This window comes from Bacillus cereus group sp. N6, assembly GCF_016483705.1.
Taxonomy (GTDB): Bacteria; Bacillota; Bacilli; order Bacillales; family Bacillaceae_G; genus Bacillus_A; species Bacillus_A wiedmannii.
This window is the reverse complement of record NZ_JAEHBI010000040.1, coordinates 22,427-43,207: the sequence shown is the minus strand read 5'-3', so window position 1 is coordinate 43,207 and position 20,781 is coordinate 22,427. Positions and strand designations below refer to the sequence as shown.

The following is a 20,781-nucleotide window of genomic DNA, read 5'->3' as shown; positions in this document are numbered from 1 at the left end:
GCAATGAAAGCAGCAAAATTTTATGGCATAAAAGATATTCGAGTAGAGGAAGCACAATTGCCAGCATTAGAGCAAGGAATGGTGAAAGTGAAAGTAGCTTTTACAGGTATATGTGGCAGTGATTTACATGAGTATGTTGGAGGTGCTTATGCGTTCCGTACACACCCTGTATTAGGACATGAATTTGCCGGAGTGGTTGTGGAAGTCGCAGAAGGTGTAACACATAGAAAAGTAGGAGATCGTGTTGTAATTGAGCCACCAGTTACTTGTGGCAAATGTGATAACTGTAATCGCGGCTATTCAAACTTATGTAAACGCAAGCAATCTTATGGTTATACGATTTCAGGGGGATTTGCTGAATACGCAGTGGTGCGAGAAGATAATATCTACCAACTTCCTGATCAAATGAGTTTAGAGCTAGGAGCACTTGTCGAACCGACAGCTGTAGCGGTCCACGCTGTTCGTCAGAGTCAATTGAAGCTTGGTGATACAGCTGCCATTTTTGGAGCAGGTCCAATTGGCTTATTAGTCCTGCAAGCTGTGAAAGCTGCAGGGGCAAGTGAAATCTTTGTAGTGGAGGTTTCCGATGAACGGCGCCAAAAAGCGCTTGAATTGGGCGCAACGTATGTCATCAATCCAATGGACACAGACGCTGTAGCATTTATTCATGAAAAAACAAATGGTGGGGTTGATGTTGCTTATGATGCAGCAGGTGTTCAAGCAACCTTTACAAGTGGCGTAAGTGCTGTTCATCCAGGCGGTGAATTTAAAATCGTTAGCGTATGGGAAAGACCAGTTGAATTCAACCCAAATGCGGTGGTTTCTCCTGAAGTGAAAATTAGTGGATCATTCGCTTATGTAAACATTTTCCCTGAAGTGATTCGATTACTTGCACGTGGTGTGATTGATGGACAAGCCGTCATTACAAGTCAAATTGCTTTAGAAGATATCGTAGAAAAAGGCTTTGAAGCATTAACGAAAGATCGAAGTCAATGTAAAATTCTTGTCAATATGAGTCTATAATTCCTATCCATAACGCATCCAAACACGATTAACTCAAGTTGGAGTGTGTCTAAAATTTTGACGTAGATTCAATAAAGTATAATATAGGAGGTACAGAGAAGATGAATCAGACAAAAATAAATTTAACTTGGCGCCCTAGAGGTTACCTTCAGTGGCTGCTTACAATTCTGTCTGTGATAGTATGTATTTTTTCCATTATACTGGCATACTATCTTTTTAATCCAAGTAATGTTGATAAAATAATGAGTCAACTTGCAATGTTGAGTTCGATACGTCCGTTGTTCAATCCTACAAATATTCTAGTAGATACAACATTAATAATAATAGTTTTATTAGCCCTTTCTTTTTGGAAGCGTGCCTTAATTGCTCGTACGATTTTAATTCCTATTCTTGTATTACAAATTTTTTTAATAGTGCAGCCCATTAGTAGTATGAAAAACTATGCTAAAAACGAGAATGTACCAGTTTCTCTTAGTTCTCATTTTTTCTATAAGAAAAATATATCAACAAAGCCTAGTGTAGATGTAGTGTATGGGAAAACTAAGGATGGCTTAGAATTAAAGCTTGATGTGTGGCCAGCAAAGACAAAATCAGATGATGTTTTAACACCTGCCATTGTTCAAATACATGGGGGTGGTTGGGTAGGAGGAGATAAAGGTCAGGTTATAGACTGGAATCAGTGGATGAATGATCAAGGGTACACTGTTTTTGATGTCCGATATCGTATGCCTCCTGAAGCAAATTGGAAAGATGAAGTAGGTGATGTGAAATCAGCAATAGGATGGGTAGTAGAACATGCGGATACTTACAAAATCGATCCTAAAAAAATAAATTTAATGGGTCAATCAGCAGGTGGAAATCTAGCTATGCTTGCCGCGTATAGTATGGGAGATAAACATTTGCCACCAACAACGAATGTTCCTGATGTACCAATTAATGGAGTAATTAATCTCTATGGACCATCAGATATGACAAAGATTTATCAGAATAACCCTAGTCCAGGCTATGTCCAAGAGGTTATGAAAGAGTATAAAGGGGGGACACCTTCTGAATATCCTGAGCGTTATAAGACACTTTCACCAATAAGCCATATCCAGGAAAAAACGCCACCAACTATTACGTTTTTAGGATCGGGGGATCGTATTGTTCCTGTAGAGCAAGCTACTATATTGGACGAGAAACTGGCTAAGAGCGGTGTAGAGCATGAATTTTATCTTTTTCCAAAAATCGATCACGGCTATGATGCAAATCCAGGTAGTTTGAGTGTTCAGTTTGCCAAGGAGAAAGTAAAAGCATTTCTTCAAAAGTACAATTAAATAATCATTACGCGTAGCTCCTGAAATGGAAATAGAAAAGCGTTTGAAGGCATTAACCCTTCAAACGCTTTTTTAATGTGCGCCCGGCATGTGTATGAACTATAGGGTGCAAGGGTGTCTGTGGCGACGCGGAATCTGAAGGAAGCTGGAGGTAAAACACCGGTCCGAGGAACACGAATCTCATATAAGGCTAGGTATGAAAGGAGAAAGTAAAAGTATTTCTTCAAAAGTATAATACATGACAAGAACAATTCAATAGGGAATGTCCTAATTATTCCTAAAAACAAATCTCGAATCTGTCATGCGACTCATTTCTCCTTTACTATAAATTTTTAAAAAGCAATCAATTTAAATTTGATTGCTTTTTTCTTTTATAAAGGATGTATTTCTTCCTTTTATGTCCTTCAACTTCTACTATGTTTAAAATGAGGGAACTCTTGTTACGTAAGAAACAGAAAGAACTAAGTGAATATAAAGTGATATACATGATTAAAGATTATTTCTTACTTTTTCATCAAGCATTACATAAGAACAGCTAAGAATTATCAAAGATTTTCCTTCGTCTGTTTAACCTTCTACAGTGCAACGGACGAAAATCTCGCAGATATGAGAAAAAAACGGTCTTTGATATTTTGAGTGTCGTTTATGAGTATATAACTTCTATTGATCAGGTAGCATAGTTATAGTGAAAAAATTGAAACCCAATTGGGGTTATTTGATATGCCTACTTTGATGATATATATATAATAATAAAAAAACTACATGGAAATATCAGTCTTTGTATAAACATATGTTTTAAGTTGTTGGATGTATGGCGTTACCCCGTTAAGGCTACAAAGATTTTATCATTGCCATACTTTCGGGATACTCAGATTGGTGTTTTTTTACTGTAATTGAAGAATAATGTACTATATTAATCATATATTTTACATGCTATAAAATTGTATTCACCTCGATTTGAGGATTAGCATAAACAGTATGTAAAGAAAACCTCATTGAAAAGAAAAACCTCTTTACAATATCAAAAGAGGTTATATTGCTATTTATGCATTGAACGTTCTTTTGTATCGATGCATTTATGCGGTAAATGCGATTCATGTAGATAGTCTCCACTTAAAATAATGAACTAAGAGCAAGGTTTGAAATAAGATTGCAAAATGGAAGGAGATTAAAAAATTAATAAAAATTTAATATTTTCCCTACTTTTTATTTAATTACTTATCTATATCCTATATATAAGTATTGAATCAAGGGAGAATAGAAATGAAAACAGTATTAGAAGCAAAAAAGATAAAAAAAGTATACGACACAGGTGGAAATAAATTTGAGGCTTTAAAAGGGATTAACTTACAAGTGCAAGAAGGTGATTTCGTTGGCATTATGGGACCTTCTGGATCCGGTAAGACGACGCTACTAAACGTTCTTTCAACAATTGATAATGTGACGAATGGTGAGATTTTCATTGATGGAGAAGACATCGGGAAGATGAATGATGATAAGCTGGCGTTATTTCGCCGGAATCATTTAGGTTTCATTTTCCAAGATTTTAATTTATTAGATACGCTAACGGTGAAAGAGAATATTGCGCTTCCACTTGCGCTATCAAAAGTGGAAGCGAGAGAAATTGATCCACGCGTTTTGGAAATTGCGAAGAAGTTTGGGATTGATCATATTTTAAATCAATTCCCATACCAAGTATCTGGAGGACAGAAGCAGCGTTGCGCAGCATCTCGTGCAATGATTACAAATCCAGGTATGATTTTTGGAGACGAGCCAACAGGAGCACTTGATTCTAAGTCAGCAACAGATTTATTAGAAAGTATGAAGTCATTAAATGAACAGGATAACTCAACCATTTTAATGGTAACGCATGACTCGTTTGCGGCAAGTTACTGTAAACGAGTGGTTTTCATTAAAGATGGTGAGTTGTGTAAAGAGTTACATCGCGGGGAATTAACACGTAAACAGTTCTTCCAACAAGTAGTTGACGTAATGTCCGTCATTTCTGGAGGTGCAATTGATGACGTTATTTGATATCATTCAACGGAATATACGACGTAATCTTAAAGAGTATATACTCTATTTTGCATCCCTAACTGCAAGTATAGTTATCTATTTTATGTTTGCATCACTTCGCTATAATACACAATTAAATGCAGCATTGACTAATAGCGTGGAGACTAAGAACCTTCTTCAATCTGCAAAAGTAGTTCTTATTGTTTTTATTGCCATATTTATTATTTACTCTACCAATTTCTTTATAAAGAAGCGTAAAAAAGAAGTAGGGTTATACTCTTTACTAGGTATAACTAAAAAACAAATCGGTACAATGTTATTTTGTGAAACCATAATAATGGGGAGCGTAGCTTTAGTAATTGGAGTAATAATTGGCAGTTGGAGTTCAAAGTTAGCTTTTGAAATACTAATGAGTTTAATGAAATTAAAGGTGCCCGTTCATTTTGAGTTTTCTATAAAGGCGCTGATAGACACATCCGTAGTCTTTTTAGCTATTTTATTATATACGGCTTGGAAAAACTCTCGCGTAATTTATCAATTTTCTTTAATTGAGATGTTTCAAGCTAATCATCAAGGGGAAAGTATGCCAAAAGTATCTAGGATCATTGCATACATGAGCATTATTTTAATAGGATTAGGTTATTTGTCTGCCTTTTTTATTCATGAAATCATAAAATTTTTACAGATCCCTACGTATCAGAAACCTATGTATATCCCGGCTATTATTTTGATTGCAATTGTTCTTGGGACATATTTATTATTCACGTCTTATACAGTTGTTATATTAAAGAAAATGAGAAGTAAAAGGACAATGTTTTATAATGGTATGAGCATACTGAACATTTCACAGTCATTATATCGAGTAAAAGGAAATGCAAAGTTACTTGCGACAATTGCTATATTAAGTGCCGTAGCTTTAACAGCAATTGGGACTGTTACATCGGCATATTTTTATGGACAAGCTGAAGCAAAAAACAAGGCACCGTACAGTTTTTCATATGAAAAACAAGATGATGCAATTGAAAAGCGCATACAGGGTGTTTTCGAAGAGAACAAGAAAACAAATTCAATTATCCGTGATTTTGAAGTTGAAATGGTATCAGTTAAGGGAGGGGCTTTTGAGGAAGAAGGAAATACAAGTCTACCCAACCCTCCTTATAAAATAGCATATGATTTTCAGCTTATGTCCCAATCTATTTTGAATAAGAATGCTAAAAATTTAGGAGTGAAGAAGGTCAAATTAAATCCAGGAGAAGTAGTTATATATAATCTACAGCCTGATAAGAATTTTGAAAAGGGAAATAGACTTCAATTACCCCTTGAAGTTGAGCCGAAAATATCTGTCATTCAGGGTATGGAAATGCGTAAACTAACAAATTTAGGAGATTTGGTTGTCATTGTACCTGATCAGCTCTATGAAAGGGTTAAGCTAACACATCAGACCTATATTGTGAAAAATATTGATGTAACGCAACAAAAGGAAAGTAAAGAGTTGACAGAAGGTTTATTAAAGATAGTACCTGCTGATGATGATATTAAAATCAATACTTTCTATAAAACAAATTTAGATGTTATGGAGACGTATGGGACTATGTTATTTATTGGAGGTTTTTTAGGGGTTGTATTTGTACTGGCAACAGGTTCTATTATCTATTACAAACAATTATCTGAAGCGCATGCTAATCAGAGATATTATGAGACTCTTCGTAAGATTGGTGTTACGAAAAAAGAGGTAAGAAAGTCAATTTCAAAACAAGTTCGTTTTAGTTTTATTTTACCCGTGATAATCGGACTTGTTCATAGCTTATTTGCTTTACCAGTAATAAGCAACATGCCTATATTTAATATCATAATTCCTATTTTAATTAGTAGCGGTGTATATTGCATAATTTATTTCGGATATTATGTGTTAACTGTTTATTCGTATTTTAGAATTGTTTATAAATAATAAATTTTTTGATATTAAGTCAATAAAATAGGAACTAAAACCTACTAATTTTTTAAATAGTAAATAATAGTTATTTTCAACTTTTATATTAACTAAGTTTAATATTTAATAAATAAATAATTAATCTAGTGAAATAAAAACCTAACATATATAAGGGGGAGTTTTACTTGAGAACGATGCGACAATTATTACAAAAAAGAGCAATGCAATCACCAAATTTGGAAGCACTTGTAGGAGGAGGGAAAAGGTATAGGTTTCAGCAATATAATGAACGAGTAAATCAGCTTGCACATTATTTGTTACATAATGGTGTGCAAAGAGGCGATCGTATAGGAATACTATGCAAAAATAATCACCCGTTTCCAAGCATTATAATAGCAAGCTTAAAAATTGGAGCGGTATTCATTCCGCTAAACCATCAGCTTACTATTTACGAATTGGAAACGATTGTAAAAGATGCGAAATTAAAAATATTAGTTATTGATGAAGAATTTAGTGAAGTTGTATTAAAGATTGATGCAGTTAAAGAAATTCCCTATGTAATTGAAACGACAAAAGAAGGCTTTGGTTCAGTTGAATTAAAATTACAAGAACAGCCAATTGTAGAACCAAACGTAGAAATTCATGAAGATGATGATGCCATTTACTTATTTACTTCAGGAACGACTGGGCAGGCAAAAGCATGTGTGATTGGACATAAAAACTTACATCATTATTTTACTGAGGTTGCGGGGAAAGAAGAAATTCCAGCAGGTGAACGCTTTTTATCGGTGCACCCATTGTTTCATATGAGTGGTGTGCTTGCTATTTTAAATTGTATTTATTATGGTGTTACGATGATCTTTTTAGCTGATTCGAATCCTACTCTTATTTGGGATAAGATTGAAGAAGAGAACATTACTACGATGCTTGCGTTCCCAACTGTTTATAGTTACATGCTTGATGAATTAGATAAAAAAGAGCGCAATATTTCAACCTTTAAAGTAGCGCAAAGTGGTGGTACAAAAGTGCCAGAAACACTTATTCAAAAATATATGGAAAAAGGAATATACATGGTGCAAGGTTATGGTAGTACAGAAGGCTGGGTAGTAACTTTTTGGCATCCAATGATGGGGAAAGAAAAAATGTCTTCTGTAGGGAAAACTTTGAAGCATGTAGAGTTGAAAATTGTTCATCCAGAAACAGGTGATGAACTAACAACAAATGAAGTTGGAGAGATTCATGTAAGCAGTCCATACATGTTTAAAGGATATTGGAATAATGAAATGGCGACAAAAAAGGTAGTAAAAGATAATTGGTTTAACATGGGTGATGCCGGCATGATAGATGAGGATGGATTCCTACATATTATGGGAAGATATAAAGACGTTATAGTACGCGGTGGTGACAACGTATATCCAGATCAAGTGGAGGATGTTATTCATGAAATAGATGGGATTTTAGAAGTAGCAGTAGTTGGAATTTTGGATGATTTTTGGGGAGAGATTCCAAGAGCGTATATTGTGAAGGATATTAAAACAACATTAACAGAAGAAAGTATTGTGCAATATTGTAAGGGGAAATTAGCAAGTTACAAAATACCTGAAGTTGTATTCATAGAAGAGTTACCGAAAAATGCTTTAGGAAAAGTGTTGAAGAGAGAATTACGGGATGTAGTTCTTGTGAAGTAAAAAGGTTACTGAGCGGTGAAGAACCCAGTTATGTATAAGGTATGACTGGGTTTTTGTGTATCAAACACATAATAATTTACTAGGTTTATAGTGGGAGCATCCACATCCATCACCTTAAGGATCTGGACTATTTTTGAAGCTAAAAGCACGTTACTATTCTCTGATGTTAATGAGAAAGGGTGACAGACTTTAATACCTTTATTCGCTCAGAAAGTAATTGTATTACTTCTGATCTTACTTCAACTTTATTATTTAATATTTTAGGGGTAGCGGCTCAAATAATCGTGGTGATACGTATTGAATTTAGGAAATAAAGGGAGAAAATCTATGTAGTAAAGAAGAAGCTTTGCTACATAGAAAAAGGGCTAATCCCTTTTATTCGTACTAAATCAAGTTAAATAATATTTAGGGATGAGGAAAGTAGTGTAATTGTATAGAAAAGGTTTCTGGGTTGAGAATTTGTTTTTCTCGTTAATGAAGCTAAGAAAAGCAATTAACACAAAAACGAAAAGTCTGTATTTTTTATATCCCTGCATTCTCGATTTGTAATAATATTACCGCAACAATCGTAATTATTATTCCGAAAATTAAAGATATAATTCTGATTCTAAGGGTATTTCGGGTTGTTTAATTGAAATTTGAGAAAAAGTATAAATACTTTTCAATAAATATAAAACGAAAATTAGGTATCTTTATGCATGGTAAATTAGCGTAAATAAGAATAGACAGGGAGTTTCAACTCGTTTGAGTTTAAAGTGTTTTTAACTCCGAAGAAACATTAATAATTTTAATTATTGGCAAAATTATAATGTAAGATTCAGGCGGAAGGGGTAATGTGAAAGAAACAATTAGTAGCTATGAAGATTTATTAGATATGTTAGACTCATTAATTAAGTCCGTTAAAATATGAGTAACCCTGAGTTTTCCTCCTCTTATCTAAAGGAGGAACTATTTTGGGATATGGTGGTAGTTACGGTAAAGGCTGTGGTTTTGCAGGAGGATTTGCTTTATTAGTTATATTATTTATTCTATTAATCATTATCGGATGCAGTTGCTTCTGCTAAAAAACTATTAGAAAAGGTACCTATATATGGGTACCTTTTCTTTATCTGTATTATTCAATATCTGGTTACAGACTTTTATCACGATTGGAATCGGGTTTACCATTTTTAGAATTTGCCATGCCTCAAATATGAATTGATTTGAGACATGAGTTTTTAACTTAAAGACTTCTGAACCATTTTTTTATAAGAGAAATACCTATCACTCTTGTTGGTAAAGTGCACAGCATTATATGCGATGTTTCTATAAATGCGAAAAGTTAACAAAACGATATTTTTGATGAGTGGCAAATGTTTGTATAATTTTTTTGTTTTTTATACCATCTTTTTAGGAACTTGGGGTACTGCCGAGATATATGTAATTTCGAGTTATAGACTTACTTTTATTTTAAATCCGACTTAAAATTGCGGTTTGCTCAATTATTTTTGAATTGTATAAGTGAACAATCTCTGTTGAAAGTAATGAACTAAGATCTAGATTTGAAATAAGATTGCAACAAAGAAAATTTAATAAAAATTTTATATATGCCCTACATTTTATTTAATTAATTTTCTCTATCCTATATATGTGTTGGATTAAGGAGGGGATAGAGATGTAGAAACGTGAAACTGTATAGCCTGGCGCAACACATAGCATTCAAAAAATACTAAAATAATTTGTCTTCTCAAAGGAATAATAGGAATTTAAACTATCTCCCAAAAGAATGAATTCGACTTTAGTACTTTTACAGGTGGCATAAATAGAGTAATTAAGTTTTAAATTGTATGAAAGTGAAAGGTGATGGAGAATAAAATGAAACCCATTACAATTTTAATAGCTGATGATGAAGTGGAAATTACGGAGTTAATTGGGATACATTTAGAAAAAGAAGGTTATCATGTTGTGAAAGCTACTGATGGGGAAGAAGCAATTCGTATTGTGCAATCAAAGCCTATCGATTTAATTATATTAGATATTATGATGCCCAAAATAGATGGTTACGGAGTAGTACGAAAAGTCCGTGAAAAGTATAATGTACCTATTATCTTTTTAAGTGCAAAAACATCTGATTTTGATAAAGTAACAGGTCTGGTACTAGGCGCAGATGATTATATGACTAAGCCTTTTACACCAACTGAATTAGTTGCACGTGTCAATGCACAACTTCGAAGATTTTACACGTTAAATCAACCAATAGTAGAGAATAATAATCCTGTTTTAGAAGTAAGTGGTGTTGTTATTGATTTCGAGCGACGAACGGTACATGTATACGGAGAGCAAATTGAATTAACTCCAAAAGAATTTGATATTTTATATTTATTAGTGAGTCAACCGAAGAAAGTATTTAGTGTTGAAAATATATTTCAGCAAGTATGGGCAGATGATTATTACGATGGAGGAACTACAGTTACGGTGCATATTCGTACTTTACGAAAAAAAATGGGGGAAGATAAAAGAAAGAACAAGTTAATAAAAACGGTATGGGGAGTAGGCTATACTTTCAATGGCTAAAATAATGAATAGTTTTCGATTTAAAATGATTGCTTTGTTTGCGCTAAGCATGGTACTAGCAGCTGGCGCTACATATATGCTTGTAAAAATAGTAGGTTTCTGTTTAAGAATGATGTTTAGTCGTGAAGATTATATACACATTTTACTTCTGGTTAGAGGAGATATTTATCTTTCTTTTATTTCCGTCGCCCTACTATCTACTTTGTTTTTTTTCTTTTTAACAAAACAATATTTAAAGTATTTTGATAAAATTTCTAATGGCATTCATCATCTAGCTAAAGGAGATTTTACAAATAAGGTTTCTATTTCATCAAATGATGAATTTGGCGATATTGCACGTGAAATTAATATCGCGAGTGAGAAATTAAAAAAGGCGGTTGAAAGAGGAGAATTTGCTGAAAATAGTAAAAATCAGCTTGTTGTAAACTTAGCACATGATTTAAGAACGCCATTGACATCTGTGCTTGGTTATTTAGATTTAATTCTCAAAGAGGAGAATTTAACGAAGGAACAGATTAACTATTATTCTACAATTGCATTTGCAAAATCACAGCGACTTGAGAGTTTAATTGATGAGTTGTTTGAAATTACACGAATGAATTATGGCGTGCAAAAATTAGATGAAAAATCCATTAATGTAAGTGAATTGTTCATACAGCTAGATGAGGAATTATACCCATTATTTGAGAAGAATCAATTAGAAACTAGATTACATGTTGAGCCTCATTTAACTATCAACGGTGACGGGAATTTGTTAGCTCGAGTATTTGAAAATCTTGTAACAAATGCCGTTCGATACGGAAATAAAGGACAATTTGTTGATATGAATGGATACAGTGAAGAGGGAGACGTTGTTGTACAAATTGTTAATTACGGAGATATGATCCCTGAAGAAGCGTTACCCTATCTTTTCGATATGTTTTATACAGGTGATAAAGCGAGAACAGTGCAGAAAAACAGTACGGGTCTTGGGTTATTTATTGCAAAAAATATTGTAGAACAACATAATGGGAAGATTTCTGCACAAAGTGATGAAATCAGAACAATATTTGAAGTGAGATTGCCAAAAGACGAGAATTCAAACATTTAATAAATATTTAATTTTTACCCCACTTTTTATTTAATTAATTTCTTCTATCCTATACATAGGTTAGGGCAAGGAGAAATTAGAAATAAAAAGTGTTTTTTTGTAACACGATGATTTTAAAAAAGGAGATGTTTATATTTTTAAATTTAATTTATATAGAATTCCCCAAAAAATTAACTAATTACCCAAAAAGAAATAATGGTTTCCAAAAATAAAATATAGGAAAAAGTGAGGATAATATGAAGAAAGTAACTAAAGTAGTCATCGTTGGTGTGGTAACAATTGGTATAGGATTTGGAGCGTATATGACGTTTGCTGGGGGATCTGAACCGGTTATATCCTCTAAAGTATATCAAGTAACAGAAAAACAAATAGAGAATCAGCAAAAATTTGCTGGTGAAGTGATTCCAAATGGAATGGAAACCATTCCATTTGATCCAACAAAAGGTACGTATGAATTAGCTGTTCAAAAAGGGGCTGAAGTAAAGAAAGGGCAGCTTCTGTTTAAATACAGTGATCCAACTGTTAAACAAGGCGTAACAGAAGCAGAAATGCAAAAGAGAATTGCACAAAAAGAGGTAACATTACAACAAAAACAAATTGATGTAGCAAAACAAAAACTACAAAAAGATAAAAATGCTGGTCTTCCTGCGGAAGCAGTAAAAGCATCACAAATTGAAATTCAACAATTAGAATCACAACTTGAAATGAAGAAGTTTGAAGTAGAAAAAGCTGATGAAATGATTAAAGTAGCAAAAGAGAAGTTAAACACACTTTCTGTAACGAGCCCTGCCGATGGTGTCATTGATGATATTGTTACAACTTCAAATGAAAAAAACGGTATGAGCGGTATTACACTCTGTCACGATGGCCTGTTTAAAGTGAAAGGTCAACTAACTGAATACGAGCTTGCTAGCGTGAAAGTGGGACAAGAAGTAACGGTTTCCTCAAAAACTGTTGCTGGCAAGACTTGGACAGGAAAAGTAACAGAAATCGGTTCTACCCCACTAAAAAGTATGGATGAAAACAAGACAGTTTCTAACTATCCATTCACTGTTATATTAGATAATAATGAAGAATTACAAAACGGATTCCATGTATATGTAATGCGTAAATCTGGTGAAGCAACTGGTACAATTGTTCCGAAAAGCAGTATCTTGAAAAAAGGGGATAAAAATGTTGTCTTTGTTGTAAAAGACGGAAAAGCAAAAGAACAAGCTGTTAAGGTTGAATTCGAAACAAATAGCGAAGCAAAAGTTTCTGGAGTGAAAAAAGGGGAACAGATTATCTCTAATCCTCCTGTAGATCTAAAAGATGGTATGGAGGTTGCCACGCAATGATTAACTTACAAGGAATTACCAAATCTTTTCAAAATGGTACAGAATCTATTCAAATTTTACATGGAATTGATGTGACTCTGAATCAAGGAGATTTTACCTCTATCATGGGACCGTCTGGTTCTGGTAAATCTACATTAATGAATATCATCGGTTGCTTGGATAAGCCCACGACGGGTACGTATGAATTAGCTGGTCAAAACATTTCAAACATGTCTGAAACAGAACTCGCACATGTTCGCAATAAAGAGATTGGATTCGTATTCCAAAACTTCATGTTATTACCGAGACTTACAGCACTTCAAAACGTTGAATTACCGCTTATTTACGCTGGAGTTGATAAAAAAGAAAGGCAAGAGCGTTCATTTGCGGCTTTAACGAAAGTTGGTTTAGCTAATCACGCTACCCACATGCCAAATGAATTGTCAGGTGGTCAAAAACAGCGTGTTGCAGTCGCACGAGCAATTGTAAATAACCCGAAATTTATTTTGGCAGATGAACCAACAGGTGCACTAGATACGAAAACAGGTGAACAAATTGTAAATCTATTTTACGAATTAAACAAACAGGGCTCAACAATTATTATGATTACCCACGATCGTGAAATCGGGGAAGCCGCAGCACGTCGAATTGTTATTCGTGACGGAAACATTGTTCAGGATTGGAGAGAATAAATTTGAATATACATGAAAATATACGTATGGCTATATCTTCTATCTTTGCACATAAAATGCGATCCATTTTAACGATGCTGGGACTTATTGTTGGAATCGTTGCGATTATTACGATTCTTGCAATGGGTGATGGGCAAACTGCAAAGATGAAAAAAGAGTTTGAGAAGAACAACCATATGGATGAAATTAATATAGAGTATAACAATCCGGATTTCCCATTAGAGAAGGCGAAAATTACATCAGATATGGTAAAGCAATTACAAGTGATCCCAGGTGTAAGGGATGTGTATCCATTTGTGAGCATGAACGTAAAAGCATATACGGGGTCACAAGATGTTACTTTTAATTTGTTTGCGGGAACAGGTAACTTTATGCAGGATAGTAAAATAAAAATGGTACATGGACGTGAGTTAACAGAGGATGAGCTAAAAAAAACAATTCCTATTGTAATTATCCATGAAGATTTATTTACAAAGGTATTTGATACTTGGAAAGATGATTTATATATAGACATAAAAGGGAAACCATATAAAATTGTCGGGGTTTACAAACATGAGGATGGTTTGAACCGGAAATTTAAATCGTATGCAGGATATACACCTATTGATAATGTCCCGCTGATTTCAGGGGTTGAGGAGTATGATACAGTGAAAATTAAGTTATCTTCTCCTAGTGAGAGAGAAACTGTAGAGAAACAAGCTGTATCTGTATTAAATGATTTGAAATCACCGGAATTCGAGCATCCATTTACAGCGGTGGATACGGGAGCAAATAGTCAAGGGCAAGAAAAAGCAGACCGAGAGTTGAAAATGGTGTTCGCTTGTATCGCTGGGATGTCTTTAATGGTAGGTGGTGCTGGTGTGATGAATATCATGCTTATATCCGTTACAGAGCGTACGCGTGAAATTGGTGTTCGAAAAGCACTTGGTGCAACAAGAGGGGAAATATTAATGCAATTTCTCATTGAAGCTTGTATTTTAACAGCATTGGGCGGAGCGATTGGTATTGGATTAGGTATTATCTTTTCCTGGATAGCTGCACTAATAGGTAGCTGGCCACTTATTATTTCTGTAAAACTCGGTCTACTATCTGTTGGAATATCAATATCAATTGGGATTGCCGCTGGTATACTTCCGGCTAATAAAGCATCTAAATTGGATCCAGTTGATTGCCTACGATATGAATAAGAATAGTTAAATGGATAAGTTTGATGGGAAGATATTTTCGCAAAATATAGAAGGGGAGAGGAATATAGAGATGAAAAGAGTATTAGAAGTGAAAAATATAAAAAAAGTATATGCCACAGGTGGAAATGAATGTGAAGCTTTAAAAGAGATTAACTTACTAGTGCAAGAAGGTGAGTTCATTGGAAGTATGGGACCTTCTGGGTCTGGTAAGAAGGTGCTATTAAACGTCTTTTCTACAATTTATAATGTGACTAATGCCGAGATTTTAATTACTGGAGAAGACATCGTGCAGATGAATGATGATAAGTTAGCTTTATTCCGCCGTATTCATTTAGGTTTCATTTTCCAAGATTATAATCTATTAGATACGCGAAATTTGGAAATGTGAGACAATAAAATGGTGATTATATGAAATTTAAATCATATTTCATAGCTTTATCATAAATAAAAAGGGGAGGAATTCTTATGTATGTGAGGGTACGAGAACGTCTTACAGCAGAAGAACGAAAGCATTATATGCAAATCCCCTCTGATATTAGCAAATGGAGAATAGGCACATACTTTACCTTCAGTCAGCATGACAAAAAATCATTAATCGCCATCGAAGGAACTATAACCAACTGGGTTTTGCTATGCAATTAAGCGTTTTAAGATATTTAGATTGGACTTTATCAGATATTGAGCACATTCCTAACGAATTTTTAGAATTTGTAGCGAGATAAATTGGTACAGGTACAAAAGAATGGAGACTTTATGCCCAGCTGGAAGCTACAAGGTATGAACATGTAGAAGAAATTCGAAAAGAATATGGTTTGCAAAATTTCACAACTATAGATTATCTAAATTTCTTCAATCTCATGCATTAAATAATGGGAATACTACATATCTCATTGCGGCAGCATGGCAAGAATTACGCACTTAGCAAGTTATACTTCCTTCAATGGCAGTCATAGAAATAGCAATATACACGTGAAAGAGCTGAAGTAACCGTATTTAAAACGCTTACAAATTCTTTATCTCTTGTACAAAAAGAAAAAATAAGTAGTTTACTTCAACTTATGCCTAACTCTTCAAAAACATATTTAACTTGGTTAAAAGAAATATCTGGCTAATTTTCACCAGAATCCTTTTTAAAGGTAATTGAGCGTTTAGAGTATATAAAAGGTTTATAGTTAAATATTGATACAAAAGGTATACATCCAAATTGTTTACGACAATTATCTCGGATTGGGGCACGCTATGAAGCTTATTCATTTCGAAGGTTTAAAGATGTATACCAAATAGTTACTAATTACGTTATATAGAATTTCCTTATTTGAGGGGAATTAATTTTGAGCAAAATAATCTTTTTGTATACCTAGAAAATTTATAAGAAGAGTGCTAGTAATTATGATGATAAGTGGAATTTATTGAGCACTTTAGGAGAGTTTCATGAATAAAATAATAGAATTATTAAGGAATTTAGATAAAAAACTACTTTCGATTTTATGCATGTTTTGTATTATTAGTATCACTGCAATTTATAGTAGTCAACAAACTGGTCAGTATGGAAGCACAAACTTTGCATTGCAGCAAGGTAGGAACTATATAATTGGTTTTGTACTGTTAATAATTGTTGCAAGTATTGATTGGGATCAATGGCAAAAGTTATCTTGGCCACTGTATATTGTTGGTTTTGCATCAATTGTTATATTAAAAATATTACCGGAATCAACGTTTACTCCCGTTAAATTAGGTGCAAAAAGATGGTTTCAATTTCCTGTCATCGGTCAAATTCAACCATCGGAGTTTTTCAAAATTGCACTAATTATATTTATCGCAAATTTAGTAGTAAAGCATAACGCCCAATATATGATTCGGACATTTAAAACTGATGTATTATTGGTAGGGAAAATTATGTTAGTTTCAATCCCTCCTATTGTTCTAGTATATAAACAGCCAGATACAGGTATGGTGTTCTTATATGCAGCAGCTATTGCAAGTATTTTATTTATGTCAGGGATTCAAAAGAAATTAATTGCAGTTCTTGCAGCCATTCCGGTAACTATATTATCTACGTTAATATTTATATACGTAAAATATCCAGATTTTTTCTTTAAAGAATTAGTTACTAAGTTAAAAGATCACCAACAATCACGTATTATAGGTTGGCTAAATCCAGCTGAAAATGTAGACCAAGGGTACCAAACGCAACAATCTCTTTTAGCGGTTGGAAGTGGTGAATTACATGGAAAAGGATTCGGCCAAGGAAGTGTATATATTCCTGAAAAGCATACTGATTTTATTTTTGCTACTATCGCTGAAGAGGGCGGATTTATAATTGCATCTCTCGTTATATTGGTCTTGTTACTTCTTATATATCGAATAACTATAATTGCTCATTCAGCAGAGAGTCTGTTTGGTACATTATTATGTGCTGGGGCAATTAGTGTTTTAACACTACAAATCTTCCAAAATATTGGTATGATTGTTGGGATGATGCCGGTAAAAGGAATTGCACTTCCTTTTTTATCATATGGAGGGAGTTCACTATTTTCAAATATGATAATGATGGGACTTATCTTATCGGTGCATAAAAGTTATAAAAAATATATGTTTCAAGTTAATTAAAAGTTAAGAATGTATTTAGGGGTATTTTGGTAAACATTAATATCTAAAAACGAAAAGAAATGAGATATAGTCCAACTAGAAAACTAGAGGATACCAATTCATTAAGGGGTAGCGCCACACATCCATCAACTTAAGGTATGTGTTTATACAAAGGCGGATCTTCCCATGTAGTTTCTCATTATTTTTTATAGACATCCTAAAAGTAGGCATATCAAATAACCCCTGACGGGTTACAATTTTTTCACTATAATACTACTTCACGGTCCGATGGTTTTGTATATAAGAAATGTAGTTTATTTATAAACAACTAGGAGAACAAAACATGAAAATAGTAATCAAATTATGTATGGTAGGAATCGTCTTTATGTCGTTATTAGGGGCATGTTCTTTTGGTAAGACCCAAGACCCAAGGAATGGGGCTATAATTATTGGAGAAGAACAAAGATTAAAAGAGATAGTAAATCAACATAAAAGTGAAATTAAATCAAATGATTTGTATATGGTAAAAAGAGCAGAAAGCGACGGGAAGCAAGTATTAATTATAGATCAAAAAACAGCAGAAGGTGTTATGAAGAAAGGGGTATTAAGAAAGACTGATCATCGAGGGGTTACTAGTGACAGCCCAATCACCTCTTTACCAGCCATTCCAAAAGGGAAAGTTTTGATGTTTACCACCAATAAAGATAAAGAGATAAAAGAAATTAAAGTAAATGATAAAAAAATCAAAGTACAATACGAGGATGATATCTCATTAGGACGTGTACGTATTCCAACTTATGAAGAAATAATTTTGATTGTAGACGCTACAACATTTAAGGATTTACCGGGAACAGAAACTTATATGGTAGTATTACACTTCAATAAGTCTTATGGAGAAAATACAGAGTTTAATTCAGATAATCTAGAAGAATTACAAATATGGTATGAATGGAAAAATTTAACTAAAGATATGAGGGAACAAGTAAATACATTCAATACAGTTTCAATCATAGAAAAGTAGCAGCTATCATGTAATCCTGTTTTTTTCATCTTTGTCTAAACGTACAAAGTTTTAGGCAAGCGCTTAAAAGGGTTCTGGTGCAAAAACTTCAAGGTAATTACAAGAAATCTCTAAAACTTGGACATACTGATACTATTACTCTAAAAAGGTGTGTGATCGGTATGGAAAAGAAAAATTAGTTCAAATGGAAGCACTATCAGCCTGATATTATTTTATTAACGGTACAACCTAAGTTTTCTTGATTTAGTGGAAATGATGGAGGAACGTGGTTTATCCATTTCTCATACAACGATTATGCGTTAGGTTCATCAGTATGGTCCTGAATTCGACAAACGGATCCGACGTTACCTCAAACAAATAAATGACTCTTGAAGAGTCGATGAAACATATATCAAAGTAAAAGGTCAATGGATGTACCTGTATCGTGCTGTTGATTCGAACGGAAACACAATCGATTTTTGCCTAAGTAAAACAAGAGATCATAAGGCTGCAAGGCGCTTTTTCAAGAAAGCTTTGCGGTCTTTTCATGTTTCAAAGCCACGTGTGATAACAGTCGATAAGAATCCAGCTTATCCCATAGCAATTGAACAGTTAAAAAAAGAAAAAAGCATACCTAGCGGTATGCGACTTAGACAACAAAAGTACTTGAATAACATAGTAGAACAAGATCGTCGCTTTATAAAGAAGCGAATCCGTTCTATGCTAGGTCTTAAATCTCTTGACACAGCCACATCCATTCTTTCTGGAGTAGAAGCCATGCATATGATTAAAAAAGAACAGATTACTTTACGGAACCAGTCTGTCCAAAATCAAAAAGAATTCATCCATTAATTGTTTGGACTTGCAATATAAGATACGATTCCGTTAGGAATATATGTGCTTTATTCTCTTTTGTTTTATTTTTGCACCAGAACCGGAAATCTCACGTAAAATACTGTTCTTTCCAAACTATACAAAAAAACACCAAAGGGCTATCAAAGGTGTTACTTCGCCTGTTCAATCACCTACACTTGCCCTTTAGAAAAAAGAAACAATCTCGCCTAAAATTGACTTTGCATAAGCTTAGCTTAATAGCGATGTTGCGGTACCCAATACCTATCAATTTTAGAAATCAATGGTTTCTAAAAACAAAAAATAATCTAAATTCTCATGAATAATTGTTGCAGTGATATAAAATTTTTGTTTTAGAAATATCTCAAATATTAGCTTGATGGGAATGGGTACGAACCTTCCTTAACAATATTTGATGAATTTTAATTGAATTTGTCAGTTATATTTTTGAGAATTATAGAGTTTATGCAATTAAATGGTTTACAAATTCAAATTAAATATTGACAACAGAATAAATGAAGTGCTGAAGCATGCGGAGAAATTAGCTTTGCAGTATGGAATGTTAACAGAAGAAGATGATTATTCCATTTTAGACAGTGATACATGTAGAGAGTTTTTTGCAAAATACTCAATTGCGGTAGGTTCTACAGGTAATTTAGGACTAAGCATTGGGATTATGAGTGCAAAACTAGGTTTTAACGTAACTGTTCATATGTCAGCAGACGCAAAAGAATGGAAAAAAGATTTATTAAGAAGTAAAGGTGTAAACGTTATTGAATATGAAGCTGATTATAGTAAAGCAGTAGAAGAGGGGCGTCAGCAAGCGGATGCAGATCCTAGCTGTTATTTTGTAGATGATGAAAACTCACATGATTTATTTTTAGGATACGCAGTAGCAGCATCGCGATTACAAAAGCAATTAGAAGAGTTAGAGATTGTAGTAGATGAAGAGCACCCTTTATTCGTTTACCTTCCTTGCGGAGTAGGTGGCGGACCTGGCGGAGTCGCATTTGGTTTAAAGTTATTGTATAAAGACAACGTACACTGTTTCTTTGGGGAGCCAACGCACTCTCCATGTATGTTACTCGGTTTAATGACAGGACTTCATGATAAAATTGCCGTTCAAGATATCGGGATTGATAATGTAACAGACGCGGACGGACTAGCGGTAGGAAGACCGTCTGGATTTGTCGGTAAAACGATGGAACCATTTTTGAGTGGAAATTACACAGTAAGTGATGAAGAGTTATATAGATTGTTAAAAGAACTAGCTGATACGGAAAATATTTATTTAGAGCCTTCTGCGCTAGCGGGAATGATAGGGCCAGTGAAAGTATGCAAAGAAGATGAGTATTTACAAAAACAACAGTTAACAGAGAAGATGAAGAAAGGTACTCATATTGTGTGGGGAACTGGCGGTAGTATGGTTCCAGAAGATGTGATGAGTGGATATTATAAAACAGGTGAGTCATTAATAATATTAGAAAAATGAGGCTAATTGTGGCCTCATTTTTTATTTATATGACATA

At 33.8% G+C, this 20,781-nt stretch carries 13 protein-coding genes and 5 pseudogenes; all 18 read left to right on the top strand.

Features of this window, described 5'->3' with window-relative positions; all coding sequences use genetic code 11:
• The first annotated feature begins 3 nt into the window (after positions 1 to 3).
• Positions 4 to 1,023, top strand: a complete 1,020-nt coding sequence (locus JDS99_RS22910) for a 2,3-butanediol dehydrogenase (protein ID WP_199695783.1) — start codon at positions 4 to 6, stop codon at positions 1,021 to 1,023.
• Positions 1,024 to 1,124: 101 nt separating this feature from the next.
• Positions 1,125 to 2,339, top strand: coding sequence for an alpha/beta hydrolase (locus tag JDS99_RS22905; protein WP_199695782.1), 1,215 nt, complete (start codon positions 1,125 to 1,127; stop codon positions 2,337 to 2,339).
• Positions 2,340 to 2,731: 392 nt separating this feature from the next.
• Positions 2,732 to 3,019, top strand: a pseudogene (locus JDS99_RS22900) (IS4 family transposase); the annotation flags it as partial.
• A 583-nt stretch (positions 3,020 to 3,602) separates the two neighbouring features.
• Positions 3,603 to 4,373 carry an ABC transporter ATP-binding protein gene (locus JDS99_RS22895; RefSeq protein ID WP_199695781.1) on the top strand — a complete coding sequence of 257 codons (771 nt, stop codon included), beginning with the start codon at positions 3,603 to 3,605 and terminating at the stop codon, positions 4,371 to 4,373.
• Positions 4,360 to 6,303: an ABC transporter permease gene (locus JDS99_RS22890; RefSeq protein ID WP_199695780.1), complete on the top strand. Its 1,944-nt coding sequence runs from the start codon at positions 4,360 to 4,362 to the stop codon at positions 6,301 to 6,303. The genes JDS99_RS22895 and JDS99_RS22890 overlap by 14 nt, the downstream gene beginning before the upstream one ends.
• Positions 6,304 to 6,470: 167 nt before the next feature.
• Positions 6,471 to 7,973: a class I adenylate-forming enzyme family protein gene (locus JDS99_RS22885; RefSeq protein WP_199695779.1), complete on the top strand. Its 1,503-nt coding sequence runs from the start codon at positions 6,471 to 6,473 to the stop codon at positions 7,971 to 7,973.
• A 953-nt stretch (positions 7,974 to 8,926) separates the two neighbouring features.
• Positions 8,927 to 9,037 (top strand): YjcZ family sporulation protein, encoded by a 111-nt coding sequence (locus JDS99_RS22880; protein WP_199695778.1) that lies wholly within the window; start codon positions 8,927 to 8,929, stop codon positions 9,035 to 9,037.
• 790 nt (positions 9,038 to 9,827) lie between these two features.
• Positions 9,828 to 10,526, top strand: a complete 699-nt coding sequence (locus tag JDS99_RS22875) for a response regulator transcription factor (protein ID WP_199695777.1) — start codon at positions 9,828 to 9,830, stop codon at positions 10,524 to 10,526.
• Positions 10,519 to 11,616, top strand: a complete 1,098-nt coding sequence (locus tag JDS99_RS22870) for a HAMP domain-containing sensor histidine kinase (RefSeq protein WP_199695776.1) — start codon at positions 10,519 to 10,521, stop codon at positions 11,614 to 11,616. Before JDS99_RS22875 ends, JDS99_RS22870 begins: the two co-directional genes overlap by 8 nt.
• Positions 11,617 to 11,852: 236 nt before the next feature.
• The gene (locus tag JDS99_RS22865) at positions 11,853 to 12,953 is read left to right on the top strand and encodes an efflux RND transporter periplasmic adaptor subunit (RefSeq protein ID WP_199695775.1); all 1,101 of its coding nucleotides are present in this window, start codon (positions 11,853 to 11,855) and stop codon (positions 12,951 to 12,953) included.
• Complete coding sequence (locus tag JDS99_RS22860; protein ID WP_199695774.1) at positions 12,950 to 13,624, top strand: ABC transporter ATP-binding protein; 675 nt, start codon at positions 12,950 to 12,952, stop codon at positions 13,622 to 13,624. The genes JDS99_RS22865 and JDS99_RS22860 overlap by 4 nt, the downstream gene beginning before the upstream one ends.
• A gap of 2 nt (positions 13,625 to 13,626) precedes the next feature.
• Positions 13,627 to 14,811 (top strand): ABC transporter permease, encoded by a 1,185-nt coding sequence (locus JDS99_RS22855; RefSeq protein WP_199695773.1) that lies wholly within the window; start codon positions 13,627 to 13,629, stop codon positions 14,809 to 14,811.
• A 70-nt stretch (positions 14,812 to 14,881) separates the two neighbouring features.
• Positions 14,882 to 15,181 (top strand): annotated as a pseudogene (locus JDS99_RS22850) (ATP-binding cassette domain-containing protein); the annotation flags it as partial.
• 95 nt (positions 15,182 to 15,276) lie between these two features.
• A pseudogene (locus tag JDS99_RS32600) lies at positions 15,277 to 16,112 on the top strand (DUF4158 domain-containing protein); the annotation flags it as partial.
• 130 nt (positions 16,113 to 16,242) lie between these two features.
• A complete protein-coding gene (locus JDS99_RS22840) occupies positions 16,243 to 17,421 on the top strand; it encodes an FtsW/RodA/SpoVE family cell cycle protein (RefSeq protein WP_199695771.1) in 1,179 nt (392 codons plus the stop codon).
• Between the two features lie 322 nt (positions 17,422 to 17,743).
• The gene (locus JDS99_RS22835) at positions 17,744 to 18,421 is read left to right on the top strand and encodes a lipoprotein BA_5634 family protein (RefSeq protein ID WP_199695770.1); all 678 of its coding nucleotides are present in this window, start codon (positions 17,744 to 17,746) and stop codon (positions 18,419 to 18,421) included.
• Between the two features lie 206 nt (positions 18,422 to 18,627).
• Positions 18,628 to 19,252, top strand: a pseudogene (locus tag JDS99_RS22830) (IS6 family transposase).
• A 511-nt stretch (positions 19,253 to 19,763) separates the two neighbouring features.
• Positions 19,764 to 20,744, top strand: a pseudogene (locus JDS99_RS22825) (D-serine ammonia-lyase); the annotation flags it as partial.
• Between the last annotated feature and the right edge of the window lie 37 nt (positions 20,745 to 20,781).

Coding starts and splice junctions, on each gene's coding strand:
- JDS99_RS22870 (WP_199695776.1), top strand. CDS start 10,519: ATGGCTAAAATAATGAATAGTTTTCGATTTAAAATGATTGCTTTGTTT.
- JDS99_RS22835 (WP_199695770.1), top strand. CDS start 17,744: ATGAAAATAGTAATCAAATTATGTATGGTAGGAATCGTCTTTATGTCG.
- JDS99_RS22875 (WP_199695777.1), top strand. CDS start 9,828: ATGAAACCCATTACAATTTTAATAGCTGATGATGAAGTGGAAATTACG.
- JDS99_RS22895 (WP_199695781.1), top strand. CDS start 3,603: ATGAAAACAGTATTAGAAGCAAAAAAGATAAAAAAAGTATACGACACA.
- JDS99_RS22860 (WP_199695774.1), top strand. CDS start 12,950: ATGATTAACTTACAAGGAATTACCAAATCTTTTCAAAATGGTACAGAA.
- JDS99_RS22890 (WP_199695780.1), top strand. CDS start 4,360: ATGACGTTATTTGATATCATTCAACGGAATATACGACGTAATCTTAAA.
- JDS99_RS22840 (WP_199695771.1), top strand. CDS start 16,243: ATGAATAAAATAATAGAATTATTAAGGAATTTAGATAAAAAACTACTT.
- JDS99_RS22865 (WP_199695775.1), top strand. CDS start 11,853: ATGAAGAAAGTAACTAAAGTAGTCATCGTTGGTGTGGTAACAATTGGT.
- JDS99_RS22905 (WP_199695782.1), top strand. CDS start 1,125: ATGAATCAGACAAAAATAAATTTAACTTGGCGCCCTAGAGGTTACCTT.
- JDS99_RS22910 (WP_199695783.1), top strand. CDS start 4: ATGAAAGCAGCAAAATTTTATGGCATAAAAGATATTCGAGTAGAGGAA.